The 20,538-nt window shown below is 71.7% G+C and carries 13 protein-coding genes and 1 riboswitch; of the genes, 7 read left to right on the forward strand and 6 right to left on the reverse strand.

The annotated features are described in order from the left end of the window. Positions 1 to 470: 470 nt before the first annotated feature. Positions 471 to 1,022 (reverse strand): MarR family transcriptional regulator, encoded by a 552-nt coding sequence (locus AB0H86_RS43450; protein ID WP_362451822.1) that lies wholly within the window; start codon positions 1,020 to 1,022, stop codon positions 471 to 473. Between the two features lie 156 nt (positions 1,023 to 1,178). On the opposite strand from AB0H86_RS43450, the gene AB0H86_RS43455 reads away from it, so the two are divergent. Further along, complete coding sequence (locus AB0H86_RS43455) at positions 1,179 to 2,450, forward strand: MFS transporter (protein ID WP_362451849.1); 1,272 nt, start codon at positions 1,179 to 1,181, stop codon at positions 2,448 to 2,450. A 24-nt stretch (positions 2,451 to 2,474) separates the two neighbouring features. On the opposite strand, the gene AB0H86_RS43460 is transcribed toward AB0H86_RS43455, so the two are convergent. Both AB0H86_RS43460 and AB0H86_RS43465 read right to left on the reverse strand, forming a co-directional pair. Continuing rightward, positions 2,475 to 4,130 (reverse strand): SpoIIE family protein phosphatase, encoded by a 1,656-nt coding sequence (locus AB0H86_RS43460; RefSeq protein WP_362451825.1) that lies wholly within the window; start codon positions 4,128 to 4,130, stop codon positions 2,475 to 2,477. 218 nt (positions 4,131 to 4,348) lie between these two features. Further along, positions 4,349 to 5,728: an NAD(P)/FAD-dependent oxidoreductase gene (locus tag AB0H86_RS43465; protein ID WP_362451828.1), complete on the reverse strand. Its 1,380-nt coding sequence runs from the start codon at positions 5,726 to 5,728 to the stop codon at positions 4,349 to 4,351. A 375-nt stretch (positions 5,729 to 6,103) separates the two neighbouring features. Between AB0H86_RS43465 and AB0H86_RS43470 the strand changes: the two genes are divergently transcribed. Together AB0H86_RS43470 and AB0H86_RS43475 are read left to right on the forward strand one after the other, a co-directional pair. Beyond that, on the forward strand, positions 6,104 to 6,889 hold the full coding sequence (locus AB0H86_RS43470; protein WP_362451830.1) for a helix-turn-helix domain-containing protein: 786 nt from the start codon (positions 6,104 to 6,106) through the stop codon (positions 6,887 to 6,889). 377 nt (positions 6,890 to 7,266) lie between these two features. After that, the gene (locus AB0H86_RS43475) at positions 7,267 to 9,339 is read left to right on the forward strand and encodes a sigma-70 family RNA polymerase sigma factor (protein WP_362451832.1); all 2,073 of its coding nucleotides are present in this window, start codon (positions 7,267 to 7,269) and stop codon (positions 9,337 to 9,339) included. A 119-nt stretch (positions 9,340 to 9,458) separates the two neighbouring features. On the opposite strand, the gene AB0H86_RS43480 is transcribed toward AB0H86_RS43475, so the two are convergent. After that, a complete protein-coding gene (locus AB0H86_RS43480) occupies positions 9,459 to 11,567 on the reverse strand; it encodes an asparagine synthase-related protein (protein WP_362451835.1) in 2,109 nt (702 codons plus the stop codon). Positions 11,568 to 12,304: 737 nt separating this feature from the next. Here AB0H86_RS43480 and AB0H86_RS43485 point away from each other — a divergent pair. The 4 genes from AB0H86_RS43485 to AB0H86_RS43500 all read left to right on the forward strand — a co-directional run bounded on the left by AB0H86_RS43485 (position 12,305) and on the right by AB0H86_RS43500 (position 17,658). Beyond that, the gene (locus AB0H86_RS43485; RefSeq protein WP_362451837.1) at positions 12,305 to 13,729 is read left to right on the forward strand and encodes an MFS transporter; all 1,425 of its coding nucleotides are present in this window, start codon (positions 12,305 to 12,307) and stop codon (positions 13,727 to 13,729) included. Positions 13,730 to 13,826: 97 nt separating this feature from the next. Next, positions 13,827 to 15,053 (forward strand): L-2-hydroxyglutarate oxidase, encoded by a 1,227-nt coding sequence (gene lhgO, locus AB0H86_RS43490; RefSeq protein WP_362451851.1) that lies wholly within the window; start codon positions 13,827 to 13,829, stop codon positions 15,051 to 15,053. A 414-nt stretch (positions 15,054 to 15,467) separates the two neighbouring features. After that, positions 15,468 to 16,277: a tRNA (guanosine(46)-N7)-methyltransferase TrmB gene (gene trmB / locus AB0H86_RS43495; protein ID WP_362451839.1), complete on the forward strand. Its 810-nt coding sequence runs from the start codon at positions 15,468 to 15,470 to the stop codon at positions 16,275 to 16,277. 34 nt (positions 16,278 to 16,311) lie between these two features. Beyond that, entirely contained in the window at positions 16,312 to 17,658 is a 1,347-nt protein-coding gene (locus tag AB0H86_RS43500; RefSeq protein ID WP_362451841.1) for a PrsW family intramembrane metalloprotease, read from the forward strand. 215 nt (positions 17,659 to 17,873) lie between these two features. Here AB0H86_RS43500 and AB0H86_RS43505 read toward each other — a convergent pair whose 3' ends face one another. Together AB0H86_RS43505 and AB0H86_RS43510 are read right to left on the reverse strand one after the other, a co-directional pair. Further along, on the reverse strand, positions 17,874 to 18,818 hold the full coding sequence (locus tag AB0H86_RS43505) for an aldo/keto reductase (protein ID WP_362451844.1): 945 nt from the start codon (positions 18,816 to 18,818) through the stop codon (positions 17,874 to 17,876). Between the two features lie 128 nt (positions 18,819 to 18,946). Next, positions 18,947 to 19,978 (reverse strand): M23 family metallopeptidase, encoded by a 1,032-nt coding sequence (locus AB0H86_RS43510; protein ID WP_362451847.1) that lies wholly within the window; start codon positions 19,976 to 19,978, stop codon positions 18,947 to 18,949. An 11-nt stretch (positions 19,979 to 19,989) separates the two neighbouring features. Beyond that, positions 19,990 to 20,147: riboswitch (cyclic di-AMP (ydaO/yuaA leader) on the reverse strand. Positions 20,148 to 20,538 lie beyond the last annotated feature (391 nt).

Here is a 20,538-nt window from a genome sequence, read left to right on the forward strand (position 1 = left end):
GTACTCACCCGAGAGACTCTCTCGCGGCTTTCCTCCGGGCGCTTCCCTTCGGTCTTGCGTTTCCGACTCTATCAGATCTTTTTCTCGATCCGATTCCCTGTCGGCGGGCTGCTTTCCGGCCTTTCGGCCTTCCGGCGGTGTTGACTTTATCAGATCCTTTCGGCGTCCGACTCCCAGTCAACCGGGCTTGTCTTCGCGGCTGTTGGGCCGTTCCGACGTCTCAAACTCTAGCTGATTCCCCCGGCAGGTCCCAAATCGAGGTGCCGGGCCCCAATCAAATTGAATTCGGGCACGCCGAATTCAACCCGGTTGGGAGATCGTGCTGGTTGGTTTGAGGTGCCGCTCAGGCGGCGGAGGTGTCACCGCAGAACCGTTACGGCCCCGTGGCAACCCGAAGAACTTTACGGATCGGGCAGGTGGCTGTCAAGCGCCGCCTGTCAAGATCTTTTCGTGGGCGCCGGGGATCGCCGTCAGTCCAGGTCGGTGAGCCGGCCGCCGGCGTCCGGCTGTGCGTGCTCGACTCTACGGAGGAGTCGCGTGAGGACCTCACCGAGGGCCGTGCGGTCGTCCGGGGAGAGGTCCTGGAGAAGGTCCTCCTCGAAGACGGTCGCAAGACGCATCGCCTCCAGCCACTTCTCGCGGCCCTCCCTGGTCAGCTCGACGATCACGCGGACGCGGTTGGACTCGTCCCGCTCCCTGGTGACCAGACCCTCGGTGAGCATGCGATCGATCCGGTGGGTCATCGCGGCCGGTGTCAGGCCGAGCCGCTTGGCGAGGTCGCTGGGGCCCAGGCGATAGGGGGCACCGGAGAGGACGAGGGCCTTGAGGACCTCCCACTCCGCGTTGCTGATGCCGAGAGCGGAGGTCTGGCGGCCGTAGGCGACGTTCATACGGCGGTTCAGCCGGGAGAGCGCCGAGACGATCTGCTCGACCTGGGGGTCGAGGTCCTGGAACTCGCGCTGGTACGCGGCGATCTGCTCTTCGAGTGTCGGTTCGCCGAGGGTGTCGGGGGTGTCGCCCATGGGCTCGAGTATCGCACGGGCTTGCTTGGCGTTGAAGTCCTTCGAGGTGTACTGTTCAACTTCGAACTTTACCTTTGAAGTCTTCAGCTCTGTATCCATGCAGGGCTCACTAATTACCTGAGAGAGGTGAACGTGACCAGGGCGATGGGCGCAGCGATGCGCCGGATTCACGTGGGCAACGCACTCAGCGCGTTCGGGCTCGGTTTCACCGTCCCCTACCTGTACGTCTATGTGGCGCAGGTGCGGGGGCTGGGGGCCATGACGGCGGGGTTGGTCCTCGCCGTCTTCGCGGTGGCCGCGCTGATCGTGCTGCCGTTCGCCGGCCGGGCGATCGTGCGCCGAGGCCCGCTGCCGGTGTTGCTGGTCGCCCTGGTCACCGCCGCGCTGGGCTCGCTGAGCCTGGGGCTCGCGAGCAACGCGCCGACGGTGCTGCTGTCGGCGGCCGCCCTCGGGGCCGGGCAGGCCGTGATGCAGCCGGCGCTGGCGACGATGATCGTGGACTGCTCGACTGCCGACACCCGCTCGCGTGCCTTCGCTACGCAGTTCTTCCTGCAGAACCTGGGGCTCGGCGTCGGTGGGCTCATCGGCGGTCACCTGGTCGACCCGACGAGCGCTTCCTCTTTCACCCTGCTGTTCGCGATCGAGGCGGCGATGTTCCTGCTGCTGGTCGTGGTGATGGCGACGGTGCGCACGCCGCACTCGCCGCGGATCGAGGACGCTCCGGGACGGCCGGGGTCGGCCAAGGGCAGCTGGAAGCAGCTGCTCGGCAACCGGGCGATGGTGCAGTTGTGTGTGCTGGGCTTCGTGCTGTTCTTCGCCTGCTACGGACAGTTCGAGTCCGGGCTGAGCGCGTACGGGGTGGAGGCCGCCGGGATCTCGACGTCCGCGTTGGGGACGGCGCTCGCCGCCAACACCGCGATGATCGTGGTCGCGCAGTTCGCCGTGCTGAGGTTCGTCGAGCGGCGGAGGCGGTCTCGGGTGATCGCCGCGGTCGGGCTGATCTGGGCCGTGGCGTGGGTCGCCGCGGGGTATGCCGGGCTCGGGCACGGCAGCCAGGAGATGGCGACGGCCGCGTTCGTCTCGACGTACGCGCTGTTCGGGCTGGGTGAGGCGATGTTGTCGCCGACGGTGGCCCCGCTGGTGGCGGATCTCGCGCCCACCGGGATGGCCGGTCAGTACAACTCGGTGTTCGCCCTGGTGAAGCAGCTTGCGCTGGCTGTCGGGCCGGCGGTGGGCGGGCCCATGGGGGCCTCGCTGCACGCGCCGTACATCGTGACCTTCCTGCTGTTCTCGTTGGGGATCACGTATCTGGCGGTGCGGTTGGGGCGCGCCCTGACCGTGGCGCAGGATCAGCCGTGGTCGGCGAAGAGCCGGGTGGTGGCCCAGGGAGGTCCCGCCCCGGCCGACCACACGCAGGCGCACGCCTGAGGTCTCCGGGGGCCGGGCCTTCGGTCACTTCGTGCCCGCGGGCAGCGCGAACTCGCACCACACTGCCTTCCCACCCCCGGGTGTCCGACGGGACCCCCACGCGGAGGCGATCGTGGCGACTATGGCGATGCCCCGGCCGGACTCGTCACCGAGTTCCGCTCGGCGGCGGCGAGGAAGGTGGTCGTCGCCGTCGGTGACCTCGACAATCAGACGCCGGTCGGTGCGGCGCAGCCGCAGCCGCATCGGCGGGGTGCCGTGTTGCAGGGAGTTCGCGACCAGCTCGCTCACGGCGAGGACACCCAGGTCGTGCAGCTCCACGGAGAACCGCCAGCTGGTCAGAACGCCGGAGGCGAAGGCACGCGCGCGTGGGGCCGCTTCCACGCCGCCGAGGAGTTCCAGGGCGGCGTTGCGGAAGAGCTCGCTGTCGGGGCCGGTGCGGGCGGGGTGCTGGAGGACCAGGACGGCCACGTCGTCGTCGTGGTCGGCGGTGACGCCGGCCGAGCGGACCAGGCGGTCGCAGACGACCTGGGGCGTGCCCCTCGCGCCGGACAGAGCGCGCTCCAACGAGGCGATGCCCTCGTCCAGGTCCTCGTTCCGGCGTTCCACCAGGCCGTCCGTGTACAGGACAGCCGTGGAGCCGGGGCCGAGCGGGATCGAGCCCGAGGCGTGCATCCAGCCGCCGGTGCCGAGGGGTGGGCCGGTGGGCTCGTCGGCGCGCAGGACCGCGCCGCTCTCGTCGCGGACCAGGATGGGCAGGTGGCCGGCCGAGGCGTACACCAGCCGGCCCTCGTTCGGGTCGTGGATGGCGTAGACGCAGGTGGCGATCTGGTTGGCGTCGATCTCCGCAGCGAGGCCGTCCAGGAGCTGGAGGATCTCGTGCGGGGGGAGGTCCAGGCGGGCGTACGCCCTCACCGCCGTGCGGAGTTGGCCCATGACCGCGGCCGCGCGGACTCCTCGGCCCATCACGTCGCCGATCACGAGGGCGGTACGGCCGCCGCCCAGGGTGATCACGTCGTACCAGTCGCCGCCGACGGCGGCCTCCGTGCCGCCCGGCTGGTAGGTGGCCGCGACGCGCAGGTCGTCGGGCTGTTCCAGTTCCTGGGGGAGCAGGGAGCGCTGGAGGGTGACCGCGGTTCCCCGTTGCTCCCGCTCGCTGGCTCTGAGGCGTTCGGCGGCCTCGGCGTGGTCGGTGACGTCGGTGGCGAAGACGAGCACGCCACCGCCGTCGCCCTGGGCGACCGGGGTGCAGGTGAAGGTGTAGGAGCGGCCGTCGGGGGCCTTGCGGGACTTCACGGTACGGGGCTTGCCGCTGCGCAGGACCTGGTCCAGGAGCGGGAGCAGACCGAGTTCGTGGAGTTCCGGGACGGCCTCGCGGGCCGGGGCGCCGGTCGCCCGGGTGCCGAAGGCCGTCACATAGGCGTCGTTGACGTAGGCGAGGCGGTGGTCGGGGCCGTGGACGAGGGCGACGAGGGCGGGGACGCGGTCGAGGACCTCGCGCACCGGCAGTTCGTCGACGGCGGGCACCGGCGGGGCGGCGTCGGTGAGTTGTTCGGCGCGGGCCGCGGGGACGGAGGAGCTCGCGGCGTCCTCCCTCCGGTCCGGGGTGACCGGGTGGTCGGTCCGCGCCGCGGCGCGGCGCTGCGTTCCGGGGAGGCGGGCGCTCCAGCGCGTGAAGTTCACGAATCCTTGCCTCGTGTCGTCGTCTGCGGCGTCTTCGGCCGGCTCCGGACCCGGTCGCGGGTCAGGGGTGCGGCACCCCGGGGTTGCAGCACTGGGGAAGCCTCGTGGGTTCGAAGGGCGGGGTCGGTCCGTCGAGGGGGTGGGACCAGTCTGGCAGGCGGCCCACCGGGCCGACATCCGTCAGACGCCTACCTCGTGGTGGGAGTTCCTCGGTCCGGTCAGGACGACCCCTTCGGGTCGTTCCGGGGGTCGTGAGGAGGCTTTCCACCGGCCGCGAGTTCGAACTCCGCTCGGGGATGTTCGAGTGATCCCAGGGAGACGATCTCCCTCTTGAAGAGCCCGGACAGGGTCCATTCGGCCAGGACACGGGCCTTGCGGTTGAAGGTGGGCACCCTGCTGAGGTGGTAGACGCGGTGGATGAACCAGGCGGGGTAGCCCTTCACCTTGCGTCCGTAGACGTGTGCGACACCCTTGTGGAGTCCGAGGGAGGCCACCGAGCCGACGTACTTGTGGGAGTACGTCTCCAGGGGCTCACCGCGCAGGGAGTGCGCGATGTTGTCGCCGAGGGTCTTGGCCTGGCGCAGCGCGTGCTGGGCGTTGGGGGCGGTCTCCTTGCCGGGTTCCCCGGCGGTGACGTCGGGGACGGCCGCCGCGTCTCCGGCCGCCCACGCGTGCGTGGTGCCCTCGATCGTCAGCTGGGCGGTGCATTTCAGACGCCCGCGTTCGTTCAGGGGCAGGTCGGTGGCGGCGAGGAGCGGGTGGGGTTTCACACCGGCCGTCCAGACGACCGTACGGGTCGGGAAGCGGGCGCCGTCGCTGAGGACGGCGACGCGGTCGGCGCAGGACTCCAGGCGGGTGGTCAGCCGTACGTCGATGTTGCGGCGGCGCAGTTCGGTGACGGTGTAGCGGCCCATCTCCTCGCCGACCTCGGGCAGGATGCGGTCCGAGGCCTCGACGAGGATCCACTTCATGTCCTCGGGCCGGATGTTGTGGTAGTAGCGCGCCGTGTAGCGGGCCATGTCCTCCAGCTCGCCGAGTGCCTCGACGCCGGCGTAGCCGCCGCCGACGAAGACGAAGGTGAGGGCCGCGTCGCGGACGGCGGGGTCGCGGGTGGAGGAGGCGATGTCCATCTGCTCGATGACGTGGTTGCGCAGGCCGATGGCCTCCTCGACGGTCTTGAAGCCGATGGCGTGCTCGGCGAGACCGGGGACGGGCAGGGTGCGCGAGATCGAGCCGGGGGCGAGGACGAGTTCGTCGTACGACAGCTGCTGGGCGCCGGTGCCCTCCTCCAGGGTGGCGAGTGTGGTGAGGTCGGCGGTGCGCTTGGCGTGGTCGATGGAGGCGACCTCGCCGACGACGACCCGGCAGCGGTCCAGGACGCGGCGCAGCGGTACCACGACATGGCGCGGGGAAATGGATCCGGCGGCCGCTTCGGGGAGGAACGGCTGATAGGTCATGTACGGGTCGGGCGTGACGACGGTGATCTCGGCCTCGCTCCGCTGGAGTTCCCGTTTCAGCTTCCGCTGGAGACGCAGGGCCGTGTACATCCCGACGTAGCCGCCGCCGACAACGAGAATGCGCGCACGTTCCTTCACCATCCCATGACGCACCGGTCGCTTGCGTTTGTCCACAGCCTCGACAATTTGTGTGACCGTGCACCATCGGCGCGCCGGGTTGGCCGAATCACCGGAGTGCGCGGAAACCTCGCAGGTCAGCGGGTATACGTCGAGCGGTTGACGGGGGTGCAATCGGGACGTTTGCGACCCGTACTCCGATCGGGGGGCGCTCCGTGCGGAACGAGCCCCTTCTGAATTGACCCCCACTCAACTATGTTCGTGTGTCGACGGGGTGTAGGGGATGCGCCTTCGGGTCCGCGACCGGCGGGTCTGGCAAGCGGGTCTGTTCCGTTCGCTCCGGCTTTCGAATGACGGGGAGAGTCTCCGGGGGGAGACGTCATTACCGGGGGATCACTTATGCATGTTCAGGACTCTCATTGGTCGTCCACGTCCGCCATCGCACCGGGTGGCGGGTCCATGGGCGGTGGGATCGGCTCAGCGATGAGCGCGGCGGCGGGCAACAGCGGACGCGGGGACAGCTCGCGGACCACACCGCTGCGCGTGGACGCACAGCGCAATCTGGAGCACGTGCTGCGTGCGGCGCGCGAGGTCTTCGGCGAGCTGGGGTACGGCGCGCCGATGGAGGACGTGGCGCGGCGCGCGCGGGTCGGCGTCGGCACGGTGTACCGGCGCTTCCCGAGCAAGGACGTCCTGGTGCGACGGATAGCCGAGGAGGAGACCGCCCGGCTGACCGACCAGGCCCGGACGGCGCTCGGTCAGGAGGACGAGCCGTGGTCGGCGCTCTCGCGCTTCCTGCGGACGTCGGTGGCCTCGGGCGCCGGGCGGCTGCTGCCGCCGCAGGTGCTGCGGGTCGGCGTGGCGGACGAGGGCACCGTGTTCGACGCGGCGCGGGTGCCGCAGCAGCGGACCCAGCCGGGTTCCGGGGAGCTGCGGCTGGTGGCGGACGAGGTTCCGGCGCTCTCCGCGGACGACACGGGCGCGACGGCACTGCTCGAGGTCGTGGGCCAGCTCGTGGAGCGGGCGCGCGCGGCGGGCGAGTTGCGGACCGATGTGTCGGTGGCGGACGTCCTGCTGGTCATCGCGACGGCGGCACCCTCGCTGCCGGACGCGGCACAGCAGGCGGCGGCCTCGTCGCGGCTGCTGGACATCCTGCTGGAGGGCCTGCGCTCGCGGCCGGCTTGAGGGGCTGAGGCTCGGGAGACGTCCACCTGTGGGGCGGGTGCCGGAAAGACGCCATTGTGGGGCGGCGCCCGCCACCGGACGTCGCCCTGTGCCTCGTGGCCGTGACCCGAAAAGGTGACTGTGGAGCGCGGGCGCCGCACCGCTCTCACCCCGCGCGCACCCAGGGGACATTCCATGGCTTTTCAGGCGCCCTTCTCAACTCCCGCCCGCAGAACGTCGATTGAGCCCGCCCAGTCCGCATGACACCCGGTACCGCGCCATCTGGAGTCCCCACGGACGGGTGCAAGGGCCGCACGGCAGGGCCCTGAACAAAAGCCAATATGGCACTCTGACCCGGTGTTCGGGACTGGTAGGGCTGGCGGCGGGGGCTTTCCGCGATGAGCTTTGACGGGCGGGACGAGTCACTCGGTGACGACGACGCGGAGGCTGACGGCACGGCCTCGCCGCAGGTACCGAGCCAGGGCGGACGGGCCGGTGTTCCGCACGGGCCGGTGGCGGCCGGCATCCCGGCGCAGGGCGGTGAGCCCGTGGACAGCACCGTTCCGGCCCAGCGCGACCGGCGCGAGGACGGCAGTGTCCTGCCGCCGCCCAGCGAGCTGCCGCCGTCCGACGCCGACCTGATCGAGCGGATGCGCTCGGGCGACGACACCGCCTACGAGGCCCTCTACCGGCGCCACGCGGGAGCGGTGCGCCGGTACGCCCGTACCTGCTGCCGGGACGGCCACACCGCGGACGACCTCACCGCCGAGGTCTTCGCCCGCATGCTCCAGGCGGTGCGCGGCGGCTTGGGCCCCGAGCACGCCGTACGCGCGTATCTGCTCACCACCGTCCGCCGGGTGGCCGCGAACTGGACGAAGTCCGCGAGGCGGGAGCAGTTGGTAGACGACTTCGCGGTGTTCGCCGAGCGGTCCGCGCGCGCGTCCGAGGCGCCCGATGACACCTCGTCCCTCGGCCCTTTCGGAGCGGGCCCGGACCTGGGCGCCGATGTGCGGGCGATGCACGAGGCCGAGCAGTCCATGGCCATGCGGGCCTTCCGGTCGCTGCCCGAGCGCTGGCAGGCCGTGCTGTGGCACACCGAGGTCGAGGACGAGTCGCCGAGCGAGGTCGCCACGCTCTTCGGGCTGGACGCCAACGGCACCCGGGTCCTCGCCGGCCGGGCCCGCGAGGGCCTCAAGCAGGCCTACCTCCAGGCCCACGTCAGCGCCGCCCTGGCCGGCGACGAGGAGTGCGCCCGCTACGCCGACCGGCTCGGCGCCTACGCCCGCGGCGGCCTGCGCACCCGCGCCGAACGGGGGCTGCGCAAGCACCTGGAGGAGTGCGCCAAGTGCCGGCTGGCCGCGGGCCAGATCAAGGAAGTCGCCGGCGGTATCCCCGCCGTCGTACCGGTGGCGGTCATCGGCTGGTTCGGTGCCGCCGGGTACGCCAAGGCCCTCGGGCTCATCGCCGGCGGCGCCGGGGCGGGCGCGGCCGGTGCCGTGGGGGCGTCCGCCGGGGCGGGCGCGGCCGGTGCTGTGGGGGCGTCCGCCGCGGCGGGCGGCGGTTCGTCCGGCGCGGGGAGCGCGGGTGGCGGTGCGGCCGCCGCCGAAGGGCTGGGCGCGCCGATGAAGGCCGGTATCGCGGCCGGTGTGGTGGCGGTGGCCGCCGTCGGGGTGGCGCTCGCGCTGGCCGGCGGCGACCACCCGCCCAGGAAGCCGGACGCCAAGCCGCCCGCGTCCGCGCCGGTCGCCGCGCCGGCCGAGCCCGCCGCGCCCTCCGAGGACGCGCCCACGACCCCGGAGCAGGAGCCCGATCCCAAGCCCGCGGTGAACGCGGCGGCGGCCGCCCAGGCCCACACACCCACACCGACACCGACGCCGACGCGCACCTCCACCCCCACCCCCGCATCCACGCCGAAGCCCACCCCCACCTCGACCCCGACACCCCCGCCGACCCCCACCCCGACGCCGAAGCCGACCCAGACACCCACACCCACGCCACCTCCACCTCCACCTCCGCCTCCACCGCCACCTCCTCCGTCGGCCGTGTACCAGTGGAGCGAGCTGTCGTACGACATCTCCGGCGACGGCACCGAGCCCGAGATGCGGATCGGCGGGAGCAGCTGGGTGTGGCAGCGGTACGGCGTGTCGATCGCGGAGAAGCAGTACACGCACGGCGTGACCGTGGCCGGGAAGTCCTCCGTCACCATCGACCTCAACCGTGAGTGCACCTCCTACGACGCCCTCGTCGGCGTCGACGACATGGCGGCCGGGCTCGGCGAGATCTACTTCTCCGTCTACGCCGACGGGGTCCGGCTGTGGCGGTCCGGGAGGGTCGAGGGCGGCGACTCCGCGGTTCCCGTCCATGTGAACCTCGCCCGGCGCGAGACGGTCCGGCTGGTGGTCGAGCCGCACAGTCACGTCGACAGCCTGACCGTCGCGGACTGGGCGGAGTCGAAGTTCACCTGCCGGTGAAGCCGTAACGGCGGAGGGCCGTGCCGCCGGCTGCCGGCCGCCCTCGATCCGGCAGTGGATCCGGGCGCGTACGAACCCCCGTCGAGCCGCGCCCCATCAAGCCACGTCCCCGGCGCGTCCTAGGCGAGCGCCGTCCCGCCGCCCGAAGCCCCCGCCCCCAGCGCTCCCTGCCGTGGCGTGACGCCCGCCGGGACCGCACGTGTGCGTGCGGGCGTTCCGGTCCAGCAGGTGCCCCGGCGGGCGATCAGCCGGCCGAGCCACAGCTCCAGGGACACCAGGTCCGCCAGTCCGTCCAGGGGCAGCGGCTCGCCCTCCGCCGCCGCGCGCAGCGCCTTGCGGACCACCCGGGCCTCGACCAGGCCCGCCTGCGCGAGCAGAGGTGTGCCGAAGAGGGACATCAGGGAGTCCGCGGCCACCCGGAGCCCGGTGCGGGCGGCGGCGGCCGAGGGCGCGTGGGAGGGGGCGCCCCAGCCGGGCGGGAGGTCGGCGACCCCGGCGCCCTCCAGGACCGTACGGAGGATGGCCGCGCGGGCGCCCGGCTGGACCCGCAGGGCCTCCGGGAGGGCGCGGCAGGCGCGGACGACCTGGTTGTCGAGGAACGGGGCGTGCAGACGCTGGAAGCGGACTTCGGCCGCCTGTTCGAGGATGCGCAGGTCCGCGGCGCTCCGGGCGAGTGCCGCACGCGCGCGGAAATCGCCCGGTCGCTGACCGGGACCGACTCCGGAGCGCTGGGTCGCCCCTTGTAGGCGAACCGATACTTCAGCCAACGCCTCACCCGTGAGCCAGCGTGCCGCGGGGCCCGGTCTGGCCCAGGTGAGCGCGGCCAGGGACGCCCCCACGGCACCTCCGGGTTCATCGAAACGGCGGCGCATGAGGAGGTCGGCGAGGCCTTCCAGACCGGAGCGGTAGGGCGTACGGGCGAGCCGGCGGGCCGCGCCGTACACGCGCGCGGGGACCAGGACCGAGCCGTCCGCCTTGGCGAGCGCGGCGACGGGACGGACCAGGTGCCGGCGTTTGCGGTCCATCAGGAGGTCCGCGAGGCGGGCCGGGTGGGCGTCCAGGACCTGGCGGGCGCCGTAGCCGGTGAAGTGGTCCGCGCTGCCGGCCGCGAGGCGCGCGCGGTGGCGGGCGGCGGTCACCAGGGAGGCGGCGGGTTCGTCGGTCAGCGGGCCGTCCAGTTCGGCGTACGGGAGGGTCTCCTCGCCGCCGGTCACCACCACGTGGTGCAGACGCGGGTTGGCCGCGAGCGTGCCCGCCCGCTCCAGTTCGGCCTCCCGGCCGCCGACGGCCAGATCGTTGAAGGTGACCGCCAGCAGCCGCTCCCCCGCGCCCGTGCCGTGGCCCAGCACGGTCCCCGGCATGCCGGGCAGGCCGGCGGCGAGCAGCGCGAGGGTTCCCGAGGCGGGGCCGCCGGACAGATCCGCTCCGATGCCCGGGACCGGCATCCCGCGCGCGGCACGCCGTTCGGCGGGCCCCATGCCGGGGACCGGGCCGGGGTCTATGTCGGCACCGGGGACATGGCGAGGAGCGGACAGCCGTGCGCGGACGGCGTCGACCAGGGCGTCCCGTACGGCGTCGACCGCGCTGTCCGGGTCGGCGGAGGGCGCCGCCACGGCGAGTGAGGCGACCTGCTCGTACCCGGCGATCTCGCGTGCCCCGGCGCGCAGGATCAGCGCGTGCCCCGGCGGAACGCGCCGTACGCCGTCGTAGGGGGTGGAGTCGTGCAGGGCGGCCGGGACGTCGGGGGCGGCGAGCAGCGCGGCGAGGTGGCCGTAGTCGAGGTTGGCCTCGATGAGGTCGGCGAGGGGCAGCGCGGCCGTCGCGTAGGCGGTGCCGCCGGCCCAGGGGGTGTGGAACACCGGGCGGGCGCCCGCCAGATCACCGCAGACGGTGATGCGGCGACCCACCTGGACGACGGCCGTGTAGCTTCCCGGCCAGGCCGTCAGGTGCCGAAGTGCCCCGCCGCGCGCGGCGAACATACCGACCTTCAACTGTTCGTCGGAGGCGCCGCAGGTGCCGAGGACGGCGATCCGGGTCCGGTCGTCGGCCTTCAGCACCCGCACCTCGTCCGGACGCCAGTCGCCGACCGCCCAGAGCGGATCGGGGTCGCCCCACAGAAGATGCGAGCCCACCGGATGCAGTGTCTCGCCGTCGTGCCCCACCGCGCCCGCGGAGCCGATCTCGGCGGCCACCGTGGCGGTGCTGCTCCATCCCACCAACCACCGCATCGCCGCCTCCACAGGCTGTGGACAACCAGTGCACCGTACGAACTCGGCACCATGCTGCCATGAAGGAGGCTCGACAGAGGGACGGCGGTGTCGCTCGCGCGCCGGGGAATGCGCCCCGGCGGATACCGTCGCATCGGGTCCGGCCCACCCTCGCACCGCGTCGAACAGCCGCGCGAGGCAAGGAGATCGGGCACGGGCGAGGAGTGTTGATACGGTGACCGCGACTCGAATGCGCCCCCGAAACACTCCCCAAAAACTCCCAACGCGCCCTCAACTACCGTGGTGGGAGGGCTGATGACCTCGGGAGGCCGGGGTCGATTTTCGGCCAAATCGGCGACAACGGAACAGACTTGAGTACGCTCCGTACACGCCTCACCCGCCGTCCGGCGAGCGCACAGCCCGGGAGACGGTGTTCGCCCCCCGGGCCGGTCCGCCGCCCGCGGGGATGTAGGCGGCGGTGTCCCCCAGCCCACTGGATCCAGTACAGCGGGCCGACCCACGCACGGCCCATGGAACCGTTCCGCCGATGGCCGGAGAAGAGCGCACGGACGGGCGCACGGCCACACAGCGGGAGCACGCCGCAACCGTCTGTCGCTGAACCGCACTTCAGTACGGACCACAATCCCGCCAACCGGAACAATGCCCCTTAACGCTTGGGATGCGGCGAACTACGCTGGGTTTACGAATGCCGCATGGTTATGCCAGCGCGGCAGCCGTCTGTGTCGAGGGGTGGCGCAATGTCCAGGGAGCAACGCGGGCCGAACGAAAAACTCGGCGCCGTTCTCGCCCTCGCGGGAATCAGCAACGCAGGACTCGCGCGACGCGTCAACGATCTTGGCGCTCAACGCGGGTTGACTCTTCGCTACGACAAGACGTCGGTGGCGCGCTGGGTGTCGAAGGGCATGGTGCCGCAGGGTGCCGCGCCGCATCTCATCGCCGCCGCGATAGGGCAGAAGCTCGGCCGCCCGGTGCCGCTCCACGAGATCGGCCTGGCGGACGCGGATCCCGCGCCCGAAGTGGGCCTCGCCTTCCCCAGAGACGTCGGACAGGCGGTGCGGTCGGCGACGGAGCTGTACCGCCTCGACCTGGCCGGCCGCCGGGCCGGCTCCGGCGGCATCTGGCAGTCGCTGGCCGGATCATTCGCAGTAAGCGCATACGCGACGCCTGCCTCACGCTGGCTGATAACACCGGCCGACAGCTCGGTCGCACGCGAGGTGAACTCCGCCGAGGCCTCCGGCGCACCGCTCAAAGTCGGCCACAGCGATGTGCAGAAACTGCGGGAGGCCGCCGAGGACGCCAGGCGCTGGGACTCCAAGTACGGAGGCGGCGACTGGCGTTCGTCGATGGTGCCGGAGTGCCTGCGGGTGGAGGCGGCTCCGCTGCTGCTCGGCGCGTACTCCGACGAGGTGGGCCGGGCGCTGTTCGGCGCGAGTGCCGAACTCACGCGCCTCGCCGGATGGATGGCCTTCGACACGGGCCAACAGGAGGCCGCGCAGCGGTACTACATCCAGGCGCTGCGACTCGCGCGCGCGGCGGCCGACGTCCCGCTCGGGGGCTACGTCCTGGCCTCCATGTCCCTCCAGGCGACCTACCGGGGCTTCGGCGACGAGGGCGTCGACCTCGCCCAGGCCGCGCTGGAACGCAACCGGGGGCTGGCCACCGCCCGCACCATGAGCTTCTTCCGCCTCGTCGAGGCACGTGCCCACGCGCGCGCGGGGGACGCCCAGGCGGCCGGCGCGGCCCTGACGGCGGCGGAGGGCTGGCTGGAGCGGTCCCGCGACGGCGACAACGACCCGTCCTGGCTCGGCTTCTACTCGTACGACCGGTTCGCCGCGGACGCCGCGGAGTGCTACCGCGACCTGAAGGCACCACGTCAGGTGCGCCGGTTCACGGAGCAGGCACTGTCCAAGCCGACGGAGGAGTTCGTGCGCTCGCACGGGCTGCGGCTCGTCGTCTCGGCGGTCGCGGAGCTGGAGTCCGGCAATCTCGACGCGGCATGCGAGCAGGGCGTGCGGGCGGTGGAGGTCGCGGGGCGCATCTCCTCGGCGCGCACCACCGAGTACGTGAAGGATCTTCTCCATCGGCTGGAGCCGTACGGGGACGAGCCGCGGGTGGTGGAGCTGCGCGAGCGGGCACGGCCACTGCTCATGACTCCGGCGTAGGCGCTCCGCTCGGGGCGCCGGATGCCTGCGCGTGCTGCGGATTCCCGGGTTTGAAGGCATTGTCAGTGGCGCAGTGCACTATCGAAGCCGGGAGGTGGTGCGGGTGTCGAGGCAGGTGCGGGAGATCGCGTACGACTGCGACGTGCTGGTGATCGGCGGCGGGATCGTCGGCCTGTCGACGGCGTATGCGATCACGCGTTCCGCGCCGGGCACGCGGGTGACCGTGCTGGAGAAGGAACCCGGGCCCGCCCGGCACCAGACCGGGCGCAACAGCGGGGTGATCCACAGCGGGATCTACTACCGCCCCGGCTCCCTCAAGGCGCGGTACGCGGTCAGAGGCGCCGCCGAGATGATCAAGTTCTGCGCGGAGTACGACATCCCGCACGCCGTCACCGGCAAACTGATCGTCGCCACCGAGCGGGCCGAGCTCCCCCGCCTGCACGCGCTCGTACAGCGCGGCCGGGAGAACGGCATCTCGGTGCGCGAACTGGGCGCGGCCCAGATCGCCGAGTACGAACCGGAGGTCCGCGGGCTCGCCGCCATACACGTCGGGACGACCGGGGTGTGCGACTTCGCCGCGGTCGCCCGGCAGCTCGCCGAGGCGTCGGGGGCGGAGATCCGCTACGGGGCGCGTGTCGTACGGGTGGACCGGCGTCCGGAGCTCGGAGTGGCCGTGCGGACCGCGGACGGGGACGTCGTGCGCGGGCGGGCGCTCGTGAACTGCGCCGGGCTGTACTGCGACGAGATCGCGCGGATGACCGGGGACGAGCCGGGGATGCGCATCGTGCCGTTCCGGGGCGAGTACTACACGCTGACCCGGCCGGAGCTGGTGCGAGGACTGGTGTATCCGGTGCCCGATCCGGCGTTTCCGTTCCTCGGGGTGCATCTCACACGCGGGATCGACGGCAGCGTGCACATCGGCCCCAACGCGGTGCCGGCGCTGGCCAGAGAGGGCTACGACTGGGCTGTGGTGCGGCCACGGGAGCTGGGGACGACGCTGCGCTGGCCGGGCTCCTGGCGGGTAGCGCGGCGGCACTGGCGGTACGGGGCAGGTGAGCTACGGCGGTCGGTGTCCAAGGGGGCGTTCGCCGGGGCCGTGCGGCGGCTGCTGCCCGCGGTCGAGGAGGGGGATCTGACGCCGGCTGCGGCCGGGGTGCGAGCCCAGGCGGTACTGCGCGACGGGACGCTGGTGGACGACTTCCTGATCCGGGAGGGAGCGCGGACGGTCCACGTACTGAACGCGCCGTCCCCCGCGGCGACGGCCTCACTGCCGATCGGGCGGGAGGTGGCCCGCAGGGCGCTGGCGGTGTTGGGGGCGGGGTGAGGAGGACGGCGGGCGGGCAGTCGGTGGGAGGCCGGACGTCGATGCGGGCCGAGGTCGTCTGTGAGCAAGCCGACCTCAATGAGCGGGCCGAGGTCGATGAGCGGGCGGACGTCATGGACCGCCCGGGTCCTCGCCCGCCCCACACCACACCCCAACGCCCCGCACCACACGCCCCACCCCACACCGCCCCGGCACCGGACCCGCACCCGCACCCGCACCCGCACCGACCCTCACCAGCCGCCCCCCTCCCCCAACCGACGTCATCGGCCGCCAGCCTCCGCCCGCAGCCTCCGCCCGCAGCCTCCGCCCGCAGCCTCCGCCCGCAGCCTCCGCCCGCAGCCTCCGCCCGCACCCTCGGCCCGCAGCCTCGGCCCGCAGACGGCATCGGCCCAGCCGCCGTAAAATCAACGCACTGTGTCTGACTCTCTCAACGCTCCCGAACCCCCGCACACCCCTCCCGGTGTGTCCCGCCGCCACACCCGGGCCAAGGGAGAACCGCGGTTCCCGGACGGACCGCAGCCCGACCCCGCCGGGTCACACTTCGAGCGGCGGATCCGGAGTTTTCAGCCGCGCCGCAGCCGGGTGACGGCGGGACAGGCGGACGCGCTGCAACGCCTGTGGCCGAAGTGGGGCCTCGACATCGACGGCCAGCGGGTGATCGACCTGGGCGAGCTGTTCGGGAACGACCGTCCCGTCGTACTGGAGATCGGCTTCGGGATGGGCGAGGCCACCGCGCGGATGGCCGCCGCCGACCCGGACACCAACATCCTCGCCGTGGACGTACACACCCCGGGGCAGGGGAACCTGCTCAATCTCGCGGACCACGAAGGGCTGTCCAACCTCCGCGTCGGCAACGGGGACGCGATCATCCTGCTGCGCGAGATGCTCACCCCCGACTCCCTCGGCGGCCTGCGCGTCTACTTCCCGGATCCCTGGCCCAAGAAGCGGCACCACAAGCGACGGCTGATCCAGCCGGAGTTCCTCACCCTCGCCGCCGCCCGGCTCCGGCCAGGGGCGGTCGTACACTGCGCGACGGACTGGGAGCCGTACGCGGAGCGGATGCTGGAGGTGCTCGACGCGCACCCCGCCTTCCAGAACACACAGGCCGACGGCGGTTTCGCGCCGCGTCCCGGGTTCCGGCCGCTGACTCGTTTCGAGGGCCAGGGACTGGACAAGGGACATGTCGTGAACGACCTGCTCTTCCGCCGCGTAGAGCACTCGTGAAGCCCTCCGCAAAAGCATCGTTAGGGTCAATGCCGTGGCCGCCTTCCCCCCATATCCGCCGCACCCCGGTACCCCCGGCGGCGGCGCCCTGCGCCACGCCCACTGGTGGCAGCGCAAGTGGGTGCGGTACGGCGCGCTGAGCATGCTGCTCACGCTCTCCGGGCTGGTCATCCTCGCCCTGGTCCGCGAACAGACCGGCACGGAGGGGTTCCTGGTCGGGCTCGGGCTCGCCGTCCTGCCCGTGCCGCTGCTCATAGCCGCCTTCCGGTGGCTCGACCGGGTCGAGCCGGGCCCGTGGCGCAACCTGCTGTTCGCGTTCGCGTGGGGCGCCTGCGCGGCGGCGTTGATTGCGATCGTCGCCAACAGCTTCGCGACCAGATGGATAGCCACGGCCACCGCGGACCCCTCCAGCGCGGACACCCTCGGGGCGACGGTGATAGCGCCGATCGTGGAGGAGTCGGCCAAGGCCGCCGCCGTCCTCCTGGTCTTCATCTTCCGGCGCCGGGACTTCACCGGGATCGTCGACGGGGTGGTGATAGCCGGGGTCACCGCCACCGGGTTCGCCTTCACCGAGAACATCCTCTACCTCGGCACGGCGTTCGGTACCGACCAGCTCACCGGCGACCGCGGTATCGCCTCCGTCACCGCGGCGACCTTCTTCGTGCGGGTCATCATGTCGCCGTTCGCGCACCCGCTGTTCACCGTCCTCACCGGCATCGGCTTCGGCATCTCCGCGCTGTCGGCGGAACGCCAGCACGTGCGACGGGTGTTGCTGCCGCTGTCCGGACTGCTGCTCGCCATGGGCATGCACGCGATCTGGAACGGCTCGTCGACGTTCGGCGAGTACGGGTTCATCGCCGTGTACGCGGCGTTCATGGTCCCCACGTTCGGCCTGCTGACCTGGCTGGTCATCTGGACCCGGCAGCGCGAGCTGAGGACCGTACGGGAGGAACTGCCCGCCTACACGGTGGCGGGATGGCTGACACCGGCCGAGCCGTACGCGCTCGGGTCGATGCGGGCACGGCGGATGGCGCGCGAGTACGCCCACCGCCGCGGGGGCCGCCCCGCGGCGCGGGCGGTGGCCCAGTACGAGGCGTACGCGACCTCCCTGGCGTTCCTGAGGCACCGGGGGCGCCACGGGCTGGCGGGGGCCGACTTCGTCGTACGGGAGCAGGAGCTGCTGCAGGAGCTGTGGCGGCGGCGGGACGTGGCCCGTCCCGCACTGGACCACGCGGCGCGGGCGACGGCCCCACCGGTGGCGGTGGCCGCGCCGCCCTGGCCGGTGTACGGGGTGTACGGGTATCCGGCAGCGTCGGCGTATCCGGGCTACGTCGGGCAGCCGGCGGTGCCGTATCCGGCGTACAACCCGTATCGGTCGTAGTCGACCAGCCCGGTCTCGCCTGAGCGCGTCGTCTCGAAAGCCGCTGATCGACTTCGAGACGACCCTCCCGATCGCGGTCGAGGAACTGGTCCGGCAGCGGAGGAAGGCCGACGCTCCTGATATCCGCACAGGCCGAAGGCGGGAACGAGCGCCCGAACCGCCTTACGAGCCCGCCTTACGAGCCCGCCTTGTGAGCCCGCCTTGCGTGGGGCCCCTCAGACCGAGGCCTCCGTCAACCGCGTGACCTCGGCTTCCGTCAGGACCAGGTCGCGTACGCCCATCAGCGCCGGGAGTTGTTCCACCGTGCGCGCGGACGCGATCGGGGCCGCCACCGTCGGCTGGGCCGCGAGCCAGGCCAGGGCGACCGTGGCGATCTGGGTGTCGTGGGACTGGGCGATCTCGTCGAGGGCGATGAGGACCTGCCGGCCACGCTCGGTCTGCAGGTGCTTGGCCGCGCCCTCGGCACGCGCGCTGTCGACCGTCGTACCGGGCCGGTACTTGCCGGTGAGGAAGCCGGAGGCGAGCGAGAAGTAGGGGACGGCGGCGAGGCCGGAGCGTTCGGCGACCTCCTGGAGCTCGCCCTCGTAGGTGTCGCGGGAGACCAGGTTGTAGTGGGGCTGCACAGCCACGTACCGCGCCAGGCCCACGCGGTCGGAGTGGGCGAGCGACGCTGCCAGCCGCTCGGGCGAGATGTTGGAGGCGGCGATGTACCGCACCTTGCCCGCCCTCACCAGCTCGTCGAGGGCACCGATGATCTCCTCGACCGGCACGTCCGGCTTGTCGAAGTGCGTGTAGTAGAGGTCGATGTAGTCAGTGCCGAGGCGACGCAGCGAGGCGTCGGCGGCGGCCTTGATGTTGGCCGCGGACAGGCCCTGGTACTCGGGGTGCTGGCTGACCTTGGTGGCGATGACGACGTCGGAGCGATTCCCGCGGGCCTTGACCCACTTGCCGATGATGGTCTCGGACTCACCGCCGGAGTTGCCCTCGATCCAGGCCGAGTAGGAGTCGGCGGTGTCGAGGAAGTTGCCCCCTGCGGCCGTGTACGCGTCCAGGACGGCGAAGGAGGCGGCCTCGTCGGCCGTCCAGCCGAAGACGTTGCCACCGAGCGAGAGCGGGAAGACCTCGAGGTCCGAGGCACCGAGCTTGCGAAGAGAAGTCATGCTTCTCCTCAACCCCCGCGCCGGAGCGCCTCATTCCACCAAGCCTGAGACGCTCAAAAAATCCACGCAGACAAAAAACGACCGACTGGCCAACTGGCCGACCGACCACGGCCGACCACGGCCGACCGTCAGGGATTGAGCCCCTTGCCACGCAGCCAGGCCATCGGGTCGATACCGGTGTCCGCACCACCCGCGTGGACCTCCAGGTGGAGGTGGGCCCCGGTCACGTTGCCGGTGGCGCCCACGCGGCCGATGACGTCACCCGTGCTGACCTTCTGGCCGACGCTGACGCTGATCGAGGACTGGTGGCAGAACCACAGCTGGGTGCCGTCGTCCAGGGTGAGGATCGTGCGGTAGCCGTACGACCCGGCCCAGCCCGCCTCCGTGATGGTGCCGCTGTGGACGGCCTTGATGAGCGTGCCGGTGGGCGCTGCGAAGTCGAGGCCGGTGTGGTAGCCGGACGACCACAGGGCGCCGGCCTGACCGAAGGTGGAGGTGATGGTGTACGAGGAGGTCGGCAGCGTGTACTGCTTGGCCAGCTCGGCGAGGCGCTCGGCCTCGGCCTTCTTCTCGGCCTCCTCCTCCGCCTTCTCCTTCGCGGCGGCGGCCTTGGCCTTGGCTTCCTTCTTCGCCTCGGCGACCGCTTCGGCGACCTTCTTCTCGGCGGTGGCCGCGGCCTCGGCGGCGACCTTGCTCTCGGCCTGGTCCTGCTGCCGCTCGGCCTGGGCAATGATCCGGGCGCGCAGCGCCTCCCCGGCGTCCGAGGTGCCCTGCGCGGTCTCCTCGGAGGTGACACCGACGCCACTGAGCGCGGTCGCTGAGCCCTCGGGGGTGTCGTCCTCCGTAAGGAGGGAACCCACAGAGGGAAGATCGGGTATGGAGATGGACACCGGAGGCTTGCCGGTGTTGGCGCTGGCGATGCCGCCCGCGCCGACGGCGGCTATGACACCGACGCCCAGGACGGTGGAGCTGCGGGCGAGTCCTCCGCCACGCTGCTTGGCGACACGGTGCCGACCGCGTACCGGACGAAGGGACTCCTCGGTGGGGTTCCACTCCGTCCAGGGGCCCTCGTCGGTGCGGTACTCGCCGTAGCCGAAAGTCTCGGTGTCGCGCTGGCTCGGCACGAACGGGGCTTCTGGAGCAGGTCGGTTGGACGCCACGTGGGCGTACTCCTTTCCTTCCTTCTCGCCTACCGGGTTAGCTGACGGGTTCGGAGCAGGAAGGTCTCCTACGCGCGTATACCGCCCGTGAGTTCACGGTGGTACCCGCGCGATTCACCCCAAGGTGATGGTTCCCCGGTTCCCTTGCGGAATTCGGCGCATGCGCACGGAGCCGACTCTTGTGACGGCTGGGACGACCGCGCTGCGTTATCGAACGTTAATAGACCCAGGCCCCCGATTCCAAGCCGTTCCTCTTGATCATTAACGAATCTCCGCCAGACCAAGACCCCACGACCGGCGAAAACCGGGCGAGTTGACCTCACTCAGCAAACACACAGATATTGACGGTCCGTCAATTGCTATGCGGAGGGCGCCCACCCGATCACCCCTCGTAACCTCTCCACCTTTTCAAACCACACACACATCTGCCACACCACACCTGCCACAACGCACGTGCCACAACGCACCGAGGGCCGGAACCCTTTCGGATTCCGGCCCTCGGCCTTCAGTAGCGGGGACAGGATTTGAACCTGCGACCTCTGGGTTATGAGCCCAGCGAG

The sequence above is a fragment of the Streptomyces sp. NPDC050997 genome (assembly GCF_040660135.1).
In the GTDB taxonomy this organism is placed as follows: Bacteria; Actinomycetota; Actinomycetes; order Streptomycetales; family Streptomycetaceae; genus Streptomyces.

Bases quoted from the DNA above. Each gene is read 5' to 3' on its own strand.
- AB0H86_RS43450 (WP_362451822.1), bottom strand. From the start codon at position 1,022: ATGGGCGACACCCCCGACACCCTCGGCGAACCGACACTCGAAGAGCAG.
- AB0H86_RS43455 (WP_362451849.1), top strand. From the start codon at position 1,179: ATGCGCCGGATTCACGTGGGCAACGCACTCAGCGCGTTCGGGCTCGGT.
- AB0H86_RS43465 (WP_362451828.1), bottom strand. From the start codon at position 5,728: ATGGTGAAGGAACGTGCGCGCATTCTCGTTGTCGGCGGCGGCTACGTC.
- AB0H86_RS43470 (WP_362451830.1), top strand. From the start codon at position 6,104: ATGCATGTTCAGGACTCTCATTGGTCGTCCACGTCCGCCATCGCACCG.
- AB0H86_RS43475 (WP_362451832.1), top strand. From the start codon at position 7,267: ATGAGCTTTGACGGGCGGGACGAGTCACTCGGTGACGACGACGCGGAG.
- AB0H86_RS43480 (WP_362451835.1), bottom strand. From the start codon at position 11,567: ATGCGGTGGTTGGTGGGATGGAGCAGCACCGCCACGGTGGCCGCCGAG.
- AB0H86_RS43485 (WP_362451837.1), top strand. From the start codon at position 12,305: ATGTCCAGGGAGCAACGCGGGCCGAACGAAAAACTCGGCGCCGTTCTC.
- AB0H86_RS43505 (WP_362451844.1), bottom strand. From the start codon at position 18,818: ATGACTTCTCTTCGCAAGCTCGGTGCCTCGGACCTCGAGGTCTTCCCG.